The following is a 12,236-nucleotide window of genomic DNA, read 5'->3' on the forward strand; positions in this document are numbered from 1 at the left end:
ATACGGCCGCGGCGCCCGTGCCCGGGCACCGCGGCCGTACGCGTGGTTCTCGTGCCTGTCAGGCCTTGCCGAGCGCGGCCATCGCGCGCTGGGTGACCTCGTCGACCTTGCCGAGGGCCGGGATCGTGACGACCAGGTCCTGCGCCTTGTAGTGGTCGATGATCGGCTCGGTCTCCGTGTGGTAGACCTCCAGCCGCTTGCGGACGGTGTCCTCGCGGTCGTCCTCGCGCTGGTACAGGTCGCCGCCGCAGAGGTCGCAGACGCCCTCGGTCTTCGGCTTGTGGTAGTCCACATGGAAGACGTGGCTGCTGTCGTTGCGGCAGATCCGGCGGCCGGCGATCCGCTTGACGACCTCGTCCTCGGGGACCTCCAGGTCCAGGACGGCGTCCAGCTTCACGGCCTTGCCCTTGAGGTAGGTGTCCAGCGCCTCGGCCTGGCCCAGGTTGCGCGGGAAGCCGTCCAGCAGGAAGCCCTGCCGGGCGTCCTCCTGGTTCAGCCGGTCCTCGGCCATCGCGATCGTCACCGAGTCGGGGACCAGGTTGCCCGCGTCCATGTAGGACTTGGCCTCTTTGCCCAGGTCGGTGCCCTGGCTGATGTTGGCGCGGAACAGGTCGCCCGTGGAGATGTGCGGGATCGAGAGGTTCTTGGCGAGGTACGCGGCCTGCGTACCCTTGCCTGCCCCAGGAGGCCCGACGAGGACGATTCGCATCAGCGGAGGAACCCTTCGTAGTTGCGCTGCTGGAGCTGGCTCTCGATCTGCTTCACGGTCTCCAGACCCACACCCACGATGATCAGGATGCTCGTCCCGCCGAACGGGAAGTTCTGGTTGGCCTTGAACAGCACCAACGCCACGGTGGGCACCAGCGCGATCAGACCCAGGTACAGCGAGCCCGGCCACGTGATCCGGTTGAGCACGTAGCTGAGGTACTCGGCCGTGGGGCGACCGGCCCGGATCCCCGGGATGAAGCCACCATACTTCTTCATGTTGTCGGCAACTTCTTCGGGGTTGAAGGAGATGGCGACGTAGAAGAACGCGAAGAAGACGATCAGCAGGAAGTACGTGACGATGTAGACCGGGTGGTTGCCCTTGGTGAAGTTGGTTTCGATCCAGGTCGCCCAGCCGGCCTTCGACCCGCTGAACTGTGCCACCAGGGCCGGGATGTAGAGCAGCGACGAAGCGAAGATGACGGGGATCACGCCCGCCTGGTTCACCTTGAGCGGGATGTAGGTGGACGTACCGCCGTACGAGCGACGTCCGATCATCCGCTTGGCGTACTGCACGGGGATCCGCCGCTGGGCCTGCTCGACGAAGACGACCAGGGCGACCATCGCCAGACCCACGACGATGACGGCGAAGAACTCGATCCAGCCGTCCGCCAGCTTGCCGGACATCTTGATCTGCCACAGCGAGCCGGGGAAGCCGGCCGCGATACCGACGAACATCAGGATCGACATGCCGTTGCCGATGCCGCGGTCGGTCACCAGCTCACCGAGCCACATGACCATGGCCGTACCGGCGGTCATCGTGATGACCATGGTGATGGTCGTGAAGATCGTGTCGCTCGGGACGATCTCGCTGGCGACGGGGCAGCCCTGGAACAGCGCGCCGCTCTTGGCGGTGGCGACCAGGCCGGTGCCCTGGAGGACCGCCAGCGCGACGGTCAGGTACCGGGTGTACTGAGTGATCTTTGCCTGTCCGGACTGGCCCTCTTTCTTGAGGGCCTCCAGACGGGGGATGACCACGGTCAGCAGCTGGAGGATGATGCTTGCCGTGATGTACGGCATGATCCCCAGCGCGAAGATCGTGATCTGGAGCAGCGCACCACCGCTGAACATGTTCACCAGGCCGAAGAGGCCGCCGTTGGCGCCGGCCTGCTTCATGCAGGTGTCGACATTGGAGTAGTTCACCCCGGGCACCGGAACGTGCGCTCCGAGCCGGTAGACGAGCACAATGCCCAACGTGAACAGCAGCTTCTTGCGCAGGTCGGGCGTCTTGAACGCTCGGGCGAACGCGGTGAGCACGGTGCCTCCTGCGCCTCCCGCCTCTGGAGCGAGAGGTGACGGTCTTGAGGATCGACGAATACAAAGCGGCCAAAACCGCGCAGGACATTAGCCCACGCGGTGGGGGTCCAGGGGAAGAACCCCCGGAAAATACAGCAACAGTGCACGCCACCTTACCGGCGACCATGCCCCCCTTGGAACGACCAACCGGGGATGCCCCAATACGTGGGCATCCCCGGTCAGTTGATTCACTGAGCTCAGATGAGCTCGGTGACGCTGCCACCGGCAGCGGTGATCTTCTCCTTGGCGGAGCCGGAGACGGAGTCCACCGTCACCGTCAGCGCCACGGAGATCTCGCCCTGGCCCAGGACCTTGACGAGCTCGTTCTTGCGCACCGCGCCCTTGGCGACCAGGTCGGTCACCGTGACCTCGCCACCCTGCGGGTAGAGCGCGGCCAGCTTGTCCAGGTTCACGACCTGGAACTGCTTGTGGGCGGGGTTCTTGAAGCCCTTCAGCTTCGGGAGGCGCATGTGGAGGGGCATCTGCCCACCCTCGAAGCGCTCCGGAACCTGGTAACGGGCCTTCGTGCCCTTGGTACCACGACCTGCGGTCTTACCCTTGGACGCCTCACCACGACCCACACGGGTCTTGGCGGTCTTGGCGCCCGGGGCAGGACGGAGGTTGTGGACCTTCAGCGGGTTGTTCTCCGCCATGTCAGTCGACCTCCTCGACCGTCACGAGGTGGCGGACGGTGTGCACCATGCCGCGGTACTCGGGGCGGTCTTCCTTGACAACCACGTCGTTGATCTTCTTGAGACCGAGCGAACGCAGGGTGTCGCGGTGGTTCTGCTTGCTGCCGATGATGGACTTGGTCTGCGTGATCTTGAGCGAAGCCATTACGCGTTCACCCCGGCACGCGCCCGCAGCAGAGCGGCGGGAGCAACGTCCTCCAGCGGCAGGCCACGGCGGGCGGCGATCTCCTCGGGCCGCTGCAGGCCCTGGAGCGCGGCGCGCGTGGCGTGCACGATGTTGATCGGGTTCGACGAACCGAGCGACTTGCTCAGCACGTCGTGGATGCCCGCGCACTCCAGCACGGCACGCACCGGGCCACCGGCGATCACACCGGTACCGGGGGAAGCCGGCTTGAGCAGGACGACGCCCGCGGCCTCTTCGCCCTGGATGGGGTGCGGGATGGTGCCACCGATACGGGGGACCTTGAAGAAGTGCTTCTTGGCCTCCTCAACACCCTTGGCGATGGCGGCCGGCACCTCCTTGGCCTTGCCGTAACCGACACCCACGGTGCCGTCACCATCGCCCACCACGACCAGCGCGGTGAAGCTGAAGCGACGACCACCCTTCACAACCTTGGCGACGCGGTTGATTGCGACAACACGCTCGACGTAGGCGGTCTTCTCGGCAGCTGCGCCGCCGTCCCGCCGGTCCTTACGGTCCCGCCGCTCGCCGCCACCGGCACCGCTCCCGCGGCGCTGGGGTCCAGCCATTGGATTTACCTCTCTCTGTTACGTCCGCTAGCTACGGAACCGGGGCTTAGAACTTCAGCCCGGCTTCGCGGGCGGCGTCGGCCAGAGCGGCAATCCGCCCGGCGTACTGCTTGCCACCACGGTCGAACACGACGGCCTCGACGCCGGCGGCCTTGGCGCGCTCGGCGACCAGGGAACCGACCTGCTTGGCCAGGTCCGTCTTGTTGCCCTCGCCACCGCGGATCGACGCGTCCAGGGTCGACGCCGACGCCAGGGTGTGACCCTTGATGTCGTCGATGACCTGGGCGGTGATACCGCGGTTGGACCGCGTCACGACCAGACGCGGACGCTCCGGCGTACCCGAAATCCGCTTGCGGATGCGGATGTGGCGACGCTTGGCGGCGGCGCGCTTGTAGGCGTCACCCTTCGCGACCTTCACACCGTATGCCATGGCTTACTTACCAGCCTTTCCGACCTTGCGGCGGATGACCTCGCCGGCGTACTTGACGCCCTTGGCCTTGTACGGGTCGGGCTTGCGCAGCTTGCGGATGTTCGCGGCGACCTCGCCGACCTTCTGCTTGTCGATGCCCTCGACGCTCAGCTTGGTCGGGGACTCGACCTTGAACGAGATGCCCTCGGGCGCCTCGACCAGGATCGGGTGGCTGTAACCGAGCGAGAACTCCAGGTTGGAGCCCTTCGCCTGGACGCGGTAACCGACACCGCTGATCTCGAGCGCCTTCGTGAATCCCTGGGTCACGCCGGTGATCATGTTCGCCACCAGCGTGCGGGACAGGCCGTGCAGGGCCTTGTTCTGACGCTCGTCGTTCGGGCGGGTGACGGCGATGAAGCCGTCCTCACCCTTGGCGACCTCGATGGGCGCGGCGACGGTGTGCTGCAGGGAGCCCTTGGGACCCTTCACCGAAACCGTGCGACCGTCGATGGTGACGTCCACACCAGCGGGAACCTGGATGGGCAGCTTGCCAATACGCGACATTAGCTATTCCTCCGTTCCCGAATTACCAGACGTAGGCGAGAACTTCTCCGCCTACGCCCTTCTTGCTGGCCTGCTGACCGGTGAGGAGACCGTGCGACGTGGAGATGATCGCCACGCCCAGGCCGCCGAGCACCTTCGGCAGGTTGGTGGACTTTGCGTAGACCCGCAGGCCCGGCTTCGAGATGCGCTTGATGCCGGCGATCGAACGCTCGCGGTTCGGACCGAACTTCAGCTCGAGGATGAGGTTCTTGCCGACCTCGGCGTCCTCGACCTTCCAGCCGGTGATGTAACCCTCCTGCTGGAGGATCTCCGCGATGTGCGACTTGATCTTGCTGTGCGGCATCACGACGGTGTCGTGGTACGCCGAGTTCGCGTTACGCAGACGCGTGAGCATGTCTGCGATGGGGTCAGTCATGGTCATGAATTGGCCTTCGGCCTCTCTCGCCGGGGTTTCCTGTATGCGCCATCCCTCTCCCCGAGCAGGGTCGGGACGGGTGCGGCGCGGGGACCTTCGGCGTAGTAAGTCGTTCCTGGGCGGCGGGGCGCCCAACCCTTCTACCCTACGGGATCAAAGGGCGGGGCCCCGCCGAACAGATGCTTACCGAGAGACTCCGGAACCACCCACATGATTCCTGCCGTCCGCCGGACCGCCCGTGAGGGCGCTGGTCGGACGTGCGGGAGGGGGTGTTACCAGGAGCTCTTGGTCACGCCCGGCAGCTCGCCACGGTGAGCCATCTCACGGAGGCACACGCGGCACAGGCCGAACTTGCGGTACACGGAGTGCGGACGGCCGCAGCGCTGGCAACGCGTGTACGCGCGCACAGCGAACTTCGGCTTGCGGGCCGCCTTAGCGATCAGAGCCTTCTTCGCCACGGTCAGTTCTCCTTGAACGGGAAGCCGAGGTGACGAAGCAGGGCGCGGCCCTCATCGTCGTTGGACGCCGTGGTGACCACGGTGATGTCCATGCCCCGCTGCCGGTCGATCTTGTCCTGGTCGATCTCGTGGAACATGACCTGCTCCGTGAGACCGAAGGTGTAGTTGCCCCGACCGTCGAACTGCTTCGGGGACAGACCACGGAAGTCGCGGATGCGCGGCAGCGCGAGCGACAGCAGGCGGTCCAGGAACTCCCACATGCGGTCACCGCGGAGGGTGACGTGGGCACCGATCGGCTGGCCCTCGCGCAGCTTGAACTGCGCGATGGACTTACGGGCCTTGGTGACGGCCGGCTTCTGGCCGGTGATCGTGGTGAGGTCCTTGATGGCACCCTCGATCAGCTTGGAGTCGCGGGCGGCGTCGCCCACACCCATGTTGACCACGATCTTGGTCAGACCGGGGATCTGCATGACGTTCTCGTAGGAGAACTCGTCCTTCAGCTTCCCGGCGATCTCTTCGCGGTAGCGCTGCTTGAGGCGCGGCGCGTTGGTGGTGGCAGTCATCAGATGTCCTCACCGGTCCGCTTGGCAACGCGGATCTTGTTGCCCTCTTCGTCGAAGCGGTACCCGACGCGGGTGACGACCTTGTTGCCGTCCTTCTCCACGACCAGCTGAACGTTGCTGACGTGGATGGGGGCCTCGGTCGTCACGATGCCGCCGGTCTTGGAGCCGCGAGCGGTCTGACCGGCCTTGGTGTGCTTCTTGACCCGGTTGACACCCTCGACCAGGACACGGTCCTCGCGGGGGAAGGCCGCGATGACCTTGCCCTGCTTGCCCTTGTCCTTGCCGGTGATGATCTGGACCAGGTCGCCCTTCTTGATCTTCATCGGTTACAGCACCTCCGGCGCGAGCGAGATGATCTTCATGAACTTCTTCTCGCGCAGCTCCCGGCCCACGGGGCCGAAGATACGGGTGCCGCGGGGGTCGCCATCGTTCTTGAGGATGACGGCCGCGTTCTCGTCGAAGCGGATGTACGAGCCGTCCGGACGGCGGCGCTCCTTGACGGTGCGAACGATGACCGCCTTGACGACGTCACCCTTCTTCACGTTGCCACCGGGGATCGCATCCTTGACGGTGGCGACGATGACGTCACCGATGCCCGCGTAGCGGCGGCCCGAACCACCGAGAACACGGATGGTGAGAATTTCCTTCGCACCCGTGTTGTCGGCGACCCGAAGCCGCGACTCCTGCTGGATCACGTCTATCTCCTGATCGTCTGCCGGTTCCCGGCGGGGGCCTCATGGCTGAGGCCCACCGCCGAGCCTGGCGGAACTGACCTGGGGGAAACCCCCCAGGCGGTATCTATAGGAATTCCCGAACGGGAATGTCCTTACTTGGCCTTCTCGAGGATCTCGACGATGCGCCAGCGCTTGCTCGCCGACAGCGGACGCGTCTCCATCAGGAGGACGCGGTCGCCGACACCGGCAGCGTTCTGCTCGTCGTGCGCCTTGAGCTTGTTCGTACGGCGGATGACCTTGCCGTACAGCGCGTGCTTGACACGGTCCTCGACAGCGACGACGACGGTCTTGTCCATCTTGTCGCTGACGACGAGACCCTCGCGGGTCTTGCGGAAGCCGCGCTGCTCGTTCGTCTCAGTCACATTCTTCTCGCTCATCAGGCGCTCTCCACCGTCTCGATGCCGAGCTCGCGCTCCCGCATCAGGGTGTAGATCCGGGCGATGTCCTTGCGGACGGCCTTCAGCCGGCCGTGGTTTTCGAGCTGTCCGGTCGCCGCCTGGAAGCGGAGGTTGAACAGCTCCTCCTTGGCCTCACGCAGCTTCTTGACGAGGTCCTCGCCATTCAGCTCGCGCAGCTCGGTCGCCTTGGTACCGGCCGCCATCACGACTCACCTGCCTCGCGCCGCACGATGCGGCACTTCATCGGAAGCTTGTGGGCGGCGCGGGTCAGCGCCTCCTTCGCAACCTTTTCGTTCGGGAAGGACAGCTCGAACATCACCCGACCGGGCTTGACGTTCGCGACCCACCACTCCGGAGAACCCTTACCGGAACCCATGCGGGTCTCGGCCGGCTTCTTCGTCAGCGGGCGGTCCGGGTAAATGTTGATCCAGACCTTGCCGCCACGCTTGATGTGACGGGTCATGGCGATACGAGCGGACTCGATCTGCCGGTTCGTCACGTAGGCGGGGGTCACGGCCTGAATGCCGTACTCACCGAAGGCAAGCTCGGTGCCACCCTTGGCCATACCGTTGCGCTTCGGGTGGTGCTGCTTGCGGTGCTTGACCCTGCGAGGGATCAGCATGTCGGTCAGCCCTCCGTTCCGGTGCTCTCAGCAGCCGGAGCAGCGGCAGCGGCCTCGGCCTTGGGGGCCTCGGCAGCGGCGTTCTGCTGCGGCTTGCGGCCGCCACGGCCGCCACGCTCGCCACCGCGGCGCGGACGGTCGTTGCCGCCACCACCACGGGCCGGGCGGTTGCCCGCACGGGCGGCAGCGTTCTCGGCGCGGACCTCGGCGATGTTCTTGACGTCGCCCTTGTAGATCCAGACCTTCACACCGATACGGCCGAAGGTGGTCTTGGCCTCGAAGAAGCCGTAGTCGACGTTGGCGCGGAGCGTGTGCAGGGGCACGCGGCCCTCGCGGTAGAACTCCGAGCGCGACATCTCGGCGCCGCCGAGACGGCCACCGCACTGGATCTTGATGCCCTTGGCGCCGGCCTTCATCGTCGACTGCATGCTCTTGCGCATGGCGCGACGGAAGGAGACGCGGGAGGACAGCTGCTCGGCGACGGCCTGGGCCACGAGCTGAGCATCGGTCTCGGGGTTCTTGACCTCGAGGATGTTCAGCTGGACCTGCTTGCCGGTCAGCTTCTCCAGTTCGCCGCGGATGCGGTCGGCCTCGGCGCCGCGGCGGCCGATGACGATGCCCGGACGAGCGGTGTGGATGTCGACGCGGACGCGCTCACGGGTGCGCTCGATCTCCACCTTCGAGATGCCGGCGCGCTCCATGCCCTTCGTCATCATGCGACGAATGGCGACGTCTTCCTTGACGTAGTCCTTGTACAGCTTGTCGGCGTACCAACGCGACTTGAAGTCGGTGGTGATGCCGAGCCGGAACCCGTGCGGGTTAACCTTCTGGCCCATTACCGGGTTCCTTCCTTGCTGCTGACGACCACGGTGATGTGGCTGGTCCGCTTGCGGATCCGGTAGGCACGGCCCTGGGCGCGCGGACGGAACCGCTTCAGGGTCGGGCCTTCGTCGACGTACGCCTCGGAAATGACGAGGCTGCCGGCGTCGGTGTGGTCGTAGTTGTGCGCCGCGTTGGCAATGGCGCTGTCCAGCACCTTGCCGACGGGCACGCTCGCGGCCTGCGGGGCGAAACGCAGGACCGCCTGAGCCTCCGTGGCATCCATGCCACGGATAAGGTCCACCACGCGGCGGGCCTTCATGGGCGTGACGCGGATGTACCGCGCCTGGGCCCTGGCTTCCATGGTTGTCCCTTCGGTGTCAGTCATAGTCTTCGCACTCCGGTCGATCAGCGACGACGCGACTTGCGGTCGTCCTTCTCGTGGCCGCGGAAGGTGCGGGTCGGCGCAAACTCGCCGAGCTTGTGGCCGACCATCGACTCGGTGACGAACACCGGGACGTGCTTGCGGCCGTCGTGCACCGCGATCGTGTGGCCGAGCATGGCCGGGACGATCATGGAGCGGCGGGACCAGGTCTTGATGACGTTCTTGGTGCCGGCTTCGTTCTGCGTGTCCACCTTCTTGCTCAGGTGGTCGTCGACGAAGGGCCCCTTCTTGAGACTACGCGGCATCTAAACCCGCTCCTAGCGCTTCTTGTTCGTCTTGCGGCGGCGGACGATGTACTTGTTCGAAGCCTTCTTCGGCGAACGCGTACGACCCTCCTTCTGGCCCCAGGGCGAGACCGGGTGGCGACCACCGGAGGTCTTGCCCTCACCACCACCGTGCGGGTGGTCGACCGGGTTCATCACGACACCACGCACGGTCGGGCGGACGCCCTTCCAGCGCATACGGCCGGCCTTGCCCCAGTTGATGTTCGACTGCTCGGCATTGCCGACCTCGCCGACGGTGGCGCGGCAGCGCACGTCGACCAGGCGGATCTCACCGGACGGCATACGAAGGTGGGCCATGGAGCCCTCCTTCGCCAGCAGCTGCACGGAGGCACCCGCGGAGCGGGCGAACTTCGCGCCGCCGCCGGGCCGCAGCTCGATGGCGTGGATCGTCGTACCGACCGGGATGTGGCGCAGCGGCAGGTTGTTGCCCGGCTTGATGTCGGCGCCCTGGCCGTTCTCAATCCGAGCACCCTGCACCAGGCCACGCGGCGCGATGATGTAGCGCTTCTCGCCGTCTGCGTAGTGCAGCAGCGCGATGCGCGCGGTGCGGTTCGGGTCGTACTCGATGTGCGCGACCTTGGCCGGCACGCCGTCCTTGTCGTGACGACGGAAGTCGATCACGCGGTAGGCGCGCTTGTGGCCACCGCCCTGGTGGCGAACGGTCACACGACCGGCGTTGTTACGGCCGCCCTTGCTGTGCAGCGGGCGGACCAGCGACTTCTCCGGCGTGGACCGCGTGATCTCGACAAAGTCGGCGACGCTGGAGCCACGACGGCCCGGGGTCGTCGGCTTGTACTTGCGGATACCCATTTCTCAGTCCTCGTCCGATTCCGGACGACTCGGACTCCGTTAGGAGACCGGGCCGCCGAAGATGTCGATACGGTCGCCCTCGGCGAGGGTCACGATGGCGCGCTTGGTGTTGGCGCGCTTACCGAAACCGGTGCGGGTGCGCTTGCGCTTGCCCTGGCGGTTGATCGTGTTGACCCCGGTGACCTTGACCGAGAAGACCGCCTCGACGGCCTGCTTGATCTGGGTCTTGTTCGCACGCGGGTCGACGATGAACGTGTACTTGTTCTCGTCCAGCAGCGCGTAGCTCTTCTCGGAGACGACCGGCTTGACCAGAAGGTCGCGCGGGTCCGAGAAGGACTTGCTGGTAACGGTCGCCTCAGTCATCAGGCGGCGCTCCCTTCGAGCTCAGCGGCCTTGGGACCAGCCACGAAGGACTCGAAGGCGGCCTTGGTGAAGACCACGTCGTCGGAGACGAGCACGTCGTACGTGTTCAGCTGGCCCGGCTCCAGGATGTGGACCTGGGGCAGGTTGCGGGCGGAGAGCCACGCGGCCTCGTCGGCGCGCTCGGCGACCAGCAGCACGTGCTTGCGCTCGCTGATCTTGCCGAGGAGAGCCTTGGCGGCCTTCGTGGAGACCTCGCCCTCGACCACGCCGGAGACGACGTGGACGCGGCTGTTGCGGGCCCGGTCGGTGAGGGCACCGCGCAGGGCGGCGGCCTTCATCTTCTTCGGGGTCCGCTGCGAGTAGTCACGCGGCACGGGGCCGTGCACGACGCCACCGCCGGCGAACTGCGGCGCACGGGTCGAACCCTGGCGCGCGCGGCCGGTGCCCTTCTGGCGGTACGGCTTCTTGCCACCGCCGCGGACCTCGCCACGAGTCTTGGTCTTGTGCGTGCCCTGACGGGCCGCGGCCAGCTGCGCGACAACGACCTGGTGGATCAGCGGAATGCTGACCTTCGCGTCGAAGATCTCCGTGGGGAGCTCGACGGTCCCGGCCTTGTCGCCTGCCGGCGAAAGGATGTCAATGGTGCTCATCGGTTACCTCAGGCCCCCTTGGCCGCGGTACGGACCAGGACGAGGCCGCCGTTCGGACCAGGAACTGCGCCCTTGATGAGCAGCAGACCCTTCTCCGCGTCAACGGCATGGACGGTCAGGTTCTGGGTGGTGACCCGCTCGTTGCCCATACGGCCGGCCATCCGCATGCCCTTGAACACGCGGCCCGGGGTGGCGCAGCCACCGATGGAGCCCGGCTTGCGGTGCACGCGGTGGGCACCGTGCGAAGCCTTGCCGCCGTGGAAGCCGTGACGCTTCATGACACCGGCGAAGCCCTTGCCCTTGCTCTTGCCGGTCACGTCCACCTTGACGCCCGACTCGAAGGTCTCGGCGGTCAGCTCCTGGCCGAGGGTGTACTCACTGGCGTCAGTGGTACGGACCTCGACGAGGTGACGGCGGGGGGTGACGTCGGCCTTCGCGAAGTGGCCCTTGAGGGGCTTGTTCACCTTGCGCGGGTCGATCTCGCCGAAGGCGATCTGGACGGAGTCGTAGCCGTCCTGGTCATTGGTGCGCACCTGGGTAACGACGCAGGGGCCGGCCTTGACCACAGTGACCGGGACGACACGGTTGTTCTCGTCCCAGACCTGGGTCATGCCGAGCTTCTCGCCCAGGATGCCCTTGATCTGCTTAGCCATCTCTACTGCGCCTCTCAGAGCTTGATCTCGATGTCAACGCCGGCCGGAAGGTCCAGGCGCATCAGCGAGTCAACGGTCTTGGGCGTCGGGTCGAGAATGTCGATCAGGCGCTTGTGCGTGCGCATCTCGAAGTGCTCGCGCGAGTCCTTGTACTTGTGCGGCGACTTGATGACGCAGTACACGTTCTTCTCGGTGGGGAGCGGCACCGGGCCCGCGACCGACGCACCAGTACGGGTCACCGTCTCGACGATCTTCTTCGCCGACGTGTCGATGACCTCGTGGTCGTAGGCCTTGAGCCGGATGCGGATCTTCTGTCCCGCCATGGCTACTTCGTAGTCCTGTCTCTCGTAACGCTCTGGGACCCGGTACGTTGCCGTTCATCCACCGACCCACGCGGTCGGGCGTGTCGCGCTCCTTCCCGCAGATCCCCGCAAGGGCGATCCTTCGAGAAGGAAAACGTGGGGGATGAACACCCACCGGGCGCCTGGCTGAGGCACCCCGCTGCACTTCCCGGAAGATTCCCGTACTTCCGCCCCTGATAAGGGA

At 66.1% G+C, this 12,236-nt stretch carries 23 protein-coding genes; all 23 read right to left on the minus strand.

Features of this window, described 5'->3' with window-relative positions:
* Positions 1 to 58: 58 nt before the first annotated feature.
* The 23 genes from ACZ4QV_RS10540 to rpsJ all read right to left on the minus strand — a co-directional run bounded on the left by ACZ4QV_RS10540 (position 59) and on the right by rpsJ (position 12,013).
* Entirely contained in the window at positions 59 to 709 is a 651-nt protein-coding gene (locus tag ACZ4QV_RS10540; protein WP_361149201.1) for an adenylate kinase, read from the minus strand.
* Positions 709 to 2,022 carry a preprotein translocase subunit SecY gene (gene secY / locus ACZ4QV_RS10545; RefSeq protein WP_125046327.1) on the minus strand — a complete coding sequence of 438 codons (1,314 nt, stop codon included), beginning with the start codon at positions 2,020 to 2,022 and terminating at the stop codon, positions 709 to 711. Before secY ends, ACZ4QV_RS10540 begins: the two co-directional genes overlap by 1 nt.
* A gap of 236 nt (positions 2,023 to 2,258) precedes the next feature.
* Positions 2,259 to 2,714: a 50S ribosomal protein L15 gene (gene rplO, locus ACZ4QV_RS10550; protein WP_030016979.1), complete on the minus strand. Its 456-nt coding sequence runs from the start codon at positions 2,712 to 2,714 to the stop codon at positions 2,259 to 2,261.
* Position 2,715: 1 nt separating this feature from the next.
* The gene (gene rpmD, locus ACZ4QV_RS10555) at positions 2,716 to 2,898 is read right to left on the minus strand and encodes a 50S ribosomal protein L30 (protein ID WP_030016980.1); all 183 of its coding nucleotides are present in this window, start codon (positions 2,896 to 2,898) and stop codon (positions 2,716 to 2,718) included.
* Positions 2,898 to 3,503 carry a 30S ribosomal protein S5 gene (rpsE, locus tag ACZ4QV_RS10560; protein WP_030016981.1) on the minus strand — a complete coding sequence of 202 codons (606 nt, stop codon included), beginning with the start codon at positions 3,501 to 3,503 and terminating at the stop codon, positions 2,898 to 2,900. The genes rpmD and rpsE overlap by 1 nt, the downstream gene beginning before the upstream one ends.
* 46 nt (positions 3,504 to 3,549) lie before the next feature.
* Positions 3,550 to 3,933: a 50S ribosomal protein L18 gene (rplR, locus tag ACZ4QV_RS10565; RefSeq protein ID WP_030375637.1), complete on the minus strand. Its 384-nt coding sequence runs from the start codon at positions 3,931 to 3,933 to the stop codon at positions 3,550 to 3,552.
* 3 nt (positions 3,934 to 3,936) lie between these two features.
* The gene (rplF, locus tag ACZ4QV_RS10570) at positions 3,937 to 4,476 is read right to left on the minus strand and encodes a 50S ribosomal protein L6 (protein ID WP_073768965.1); all 540 of its coding nucleotides are present in this window, start codon (positions 4,474 to 4,476) and stop codon (positions 3,937 to 3,939) included.
* Between the two features lie 22 nt (positions 4,477 to 4,498).
* Positions 4,499 to 4,897 (minus strand): 30S ribosomal protein S8, encoded by a 399-nt coding sequence (gene rpsH / locus ACZ4QV_RS10575; RefSeq protein ID WP_004571835.1) that lies wholly within the window; start codon positions 4,895 to 4,897, stop codon positions 4,499 to 4,501.
* Positions 4,898 to 5,163: 266 nt separating this feature from the next.
* Positions 5,164 to 5,349 carry a type Z 30S ribosomal protein S14 gene (locus ACZ4QV_RS10580; protein ID WP_004571834.1) on the minus strand — a complete coding sequence of 62 codons (186 nt, stop codon included), beginning with the start codon at positions 5,347 to 5,349 and terminating at the stop codon, positions 5,164 to 5,166.
* Positions 5,350 to 5,351: 2 nt separating this feature from the next.
* The gene (gene rplE / locus ACZ4QV_RS10585; protein WP_030016984.1) at positions 5,352 to 5,912 is read right to left on the minus strand and encodes a 50S ribosomal protein L5; all 561 of its coding nucleotides are present in this window, start codon (positions 5,910 to 5,912) and stop codon (positions 5,352 to 5,354) included.
* Positions 5,912 to 6,235, minus strand: coding sequence for a 50S ribosomal protein L24 (rplX, locus tag ACZ4QV_RS10590; protein WP_031003050.1), 324 nt, complete (start codon positions 6,233 to 6,235; stop codon positions 5,912 to 5,914). The genes rplE and rplX overlap by 1 nt, the downstream gene beginning before the upstream one ends.
* A gap of 3 nt (positions 6,236 to 6,238) precedes the next feature.
* Positions 6,239 to 6,607 (minus strand): 50S ribosomal protein L14, encoded by a 369-nt coding sequence (gene rplN / locus ACZ4QV_RS10595; protein ID WP_003974257.1) that lies wholly within the window; start codon positions 6,605 to 6,607, stop codon positions 6,239 to 6,241.
* A 131-nt stretch (positions 6,608 to 6,738) separates the two neighbouring features.
* Positions 6,739 to 7,023 carry a 30S ribosomal protein S17 gene (gene rpsQ, locus ACZ4QV_RS10600; RefSeq protein ID WP_004571831.1) on the minus strand — a complete coding sequence of 95 codons (285 nt, stop codon included), beginning with the start codon at positions 7,021 to 7,023 and terminating at the stop codon, positions 6,739 to 6,741.
* Positions 7,023 to 7,247, minus strand: coding sequence for a 50S ribosomal protein L29 (gene rpmC / locus ACZ4QV_RS10605; RefSeq protein ID WP_030016986.1), 225 nt, complete (start codon positions 7,245 to 7,247; stop codon positions 7,023 to 7,025). The genes rpsQ and rpmC overlap by 1 nt, the downstream gene beginning before the upstream one ends.
* Positions 7,247 to 7,666, minus strand: coding sequence for a 50S ribosomal protein L16 (gene rplP, locus ACZ4QV_RS10610; RefSeq protein WP_004571829.1), 420 nt, complete (start codon positions 7,664 to 7,666; stop codon positions 7,247 to 7,249). Before rplP ends, rpmC begins: the two co-directional genes overlap by 1 nt.
* A 5-nt stretch (positions 7,667 to 7,671) precedes the next feature.
* Positions 7,672 to 8,502: a 30S ribosomal protein S3 gene (gene rpsC, locus ACZ4QV_RS10615; RefSeq protein WP_030016987.1), complete on the minus strand. Its 831-nt coding sequence runs from the start codon at positions 8,500 to 8,502 to the stop codon at positions 7,672 to 7,674.
* Positions 8,502 to 8,849: a 50S ribosomal protein L22 gene (gene rplV, locus ACZ4QV_RS10620; RefSeq protein ID WP_006604878.1), complete on the minus strand. Its 348-nt coding sequence runs from the start codon at positions 8,847 to 8,849 to the stop codon at positions 8,502 to 8,504. The genes rpsC and rplV overlap by 1 nt, the downstream gene beginning before the upstream one ends.
* A 44-nt stretch (positions 8,850 to 8,893) precedes the next feature.
* Positions 8,894 to 9,175, minus strand: coding sequence for a 30S ribosomal protein S19 (rpsS, locus tag ACZ4QV_RS10625; protein ID WP_030016988.1), 282 nt, complete (start codon positions 9,173 to 9,175; stop codon positions 8,894 to 8,896).
* 12 nt (positions 9,176 to 9,187) lie between these two features.
* Positions 9,188 to 10,024, minus strand: coding sequence for a 50S ribosomal protein L2 (rplB, locus tag ACZ4QV_RS10630; protein WP_030016989.1), 837 nt, complete (start codon positions 10,022 to 10,024; stop codon positions 9,188 to 9,190).
* Between the two features lie 39 nt (positions 10,025 to 10,063).
* Entirely contained in the window at positions 10,064 to 10,387 is a 324-nt protein-coding gene (gene rplW, locus ACZ4QV_RS10635) for a 50S ribosomal protein L23 (RefSeq protein ID WP_030016990.1), read from the minus strand.
* Positions 10,387 to 11,037: a 50S ribosomal protein L4 gene (gene rplD / locus ACZ4QV_RS10640; RefSeq protein WP_361149190.1), complete on the minus strand. Its 651-nt coding sequence runs from the start codon at positions 11,035 to 11,037 to the stop codon at positions 10,387 to 10,389. Before rplD ends, rplW begins: the two co-directional genes overlap by 1 nt.
* Before the next feature lie 8 nt (positions 11,038 to 11,045).
* The gene (rplC, locus tag ACZ4QV_RS10645; protein WP_030016992.1) at positions 11,046 to 11,690 is read right to left on the minus strand and encodes a 50S ribosomal protein L3; all 645 of its coding nucleotides are present in this window, start codon (positions 11,688 to 11,690) and stop codon (positions 11,046 to 11,048) included.
* Between the two features lie 14 nt (positions 11,691 to 11,704).
* A complete protein-coding gene (gene rpsJ, locus ACZ4QV_RS10650) occupies positions 11,705 to 12,013 on the minus strand; it encodes a 30S ribosomal protein S10 (protein WP_004571821.1) in 309 nt (102 codons plus the stop codon).
* Positions 12,014 to 12,236: the final 223 nt, after the last annotated feature.

This window comes from Streptomyces sp. NPDC026394 (assembly GCF_055567735.1).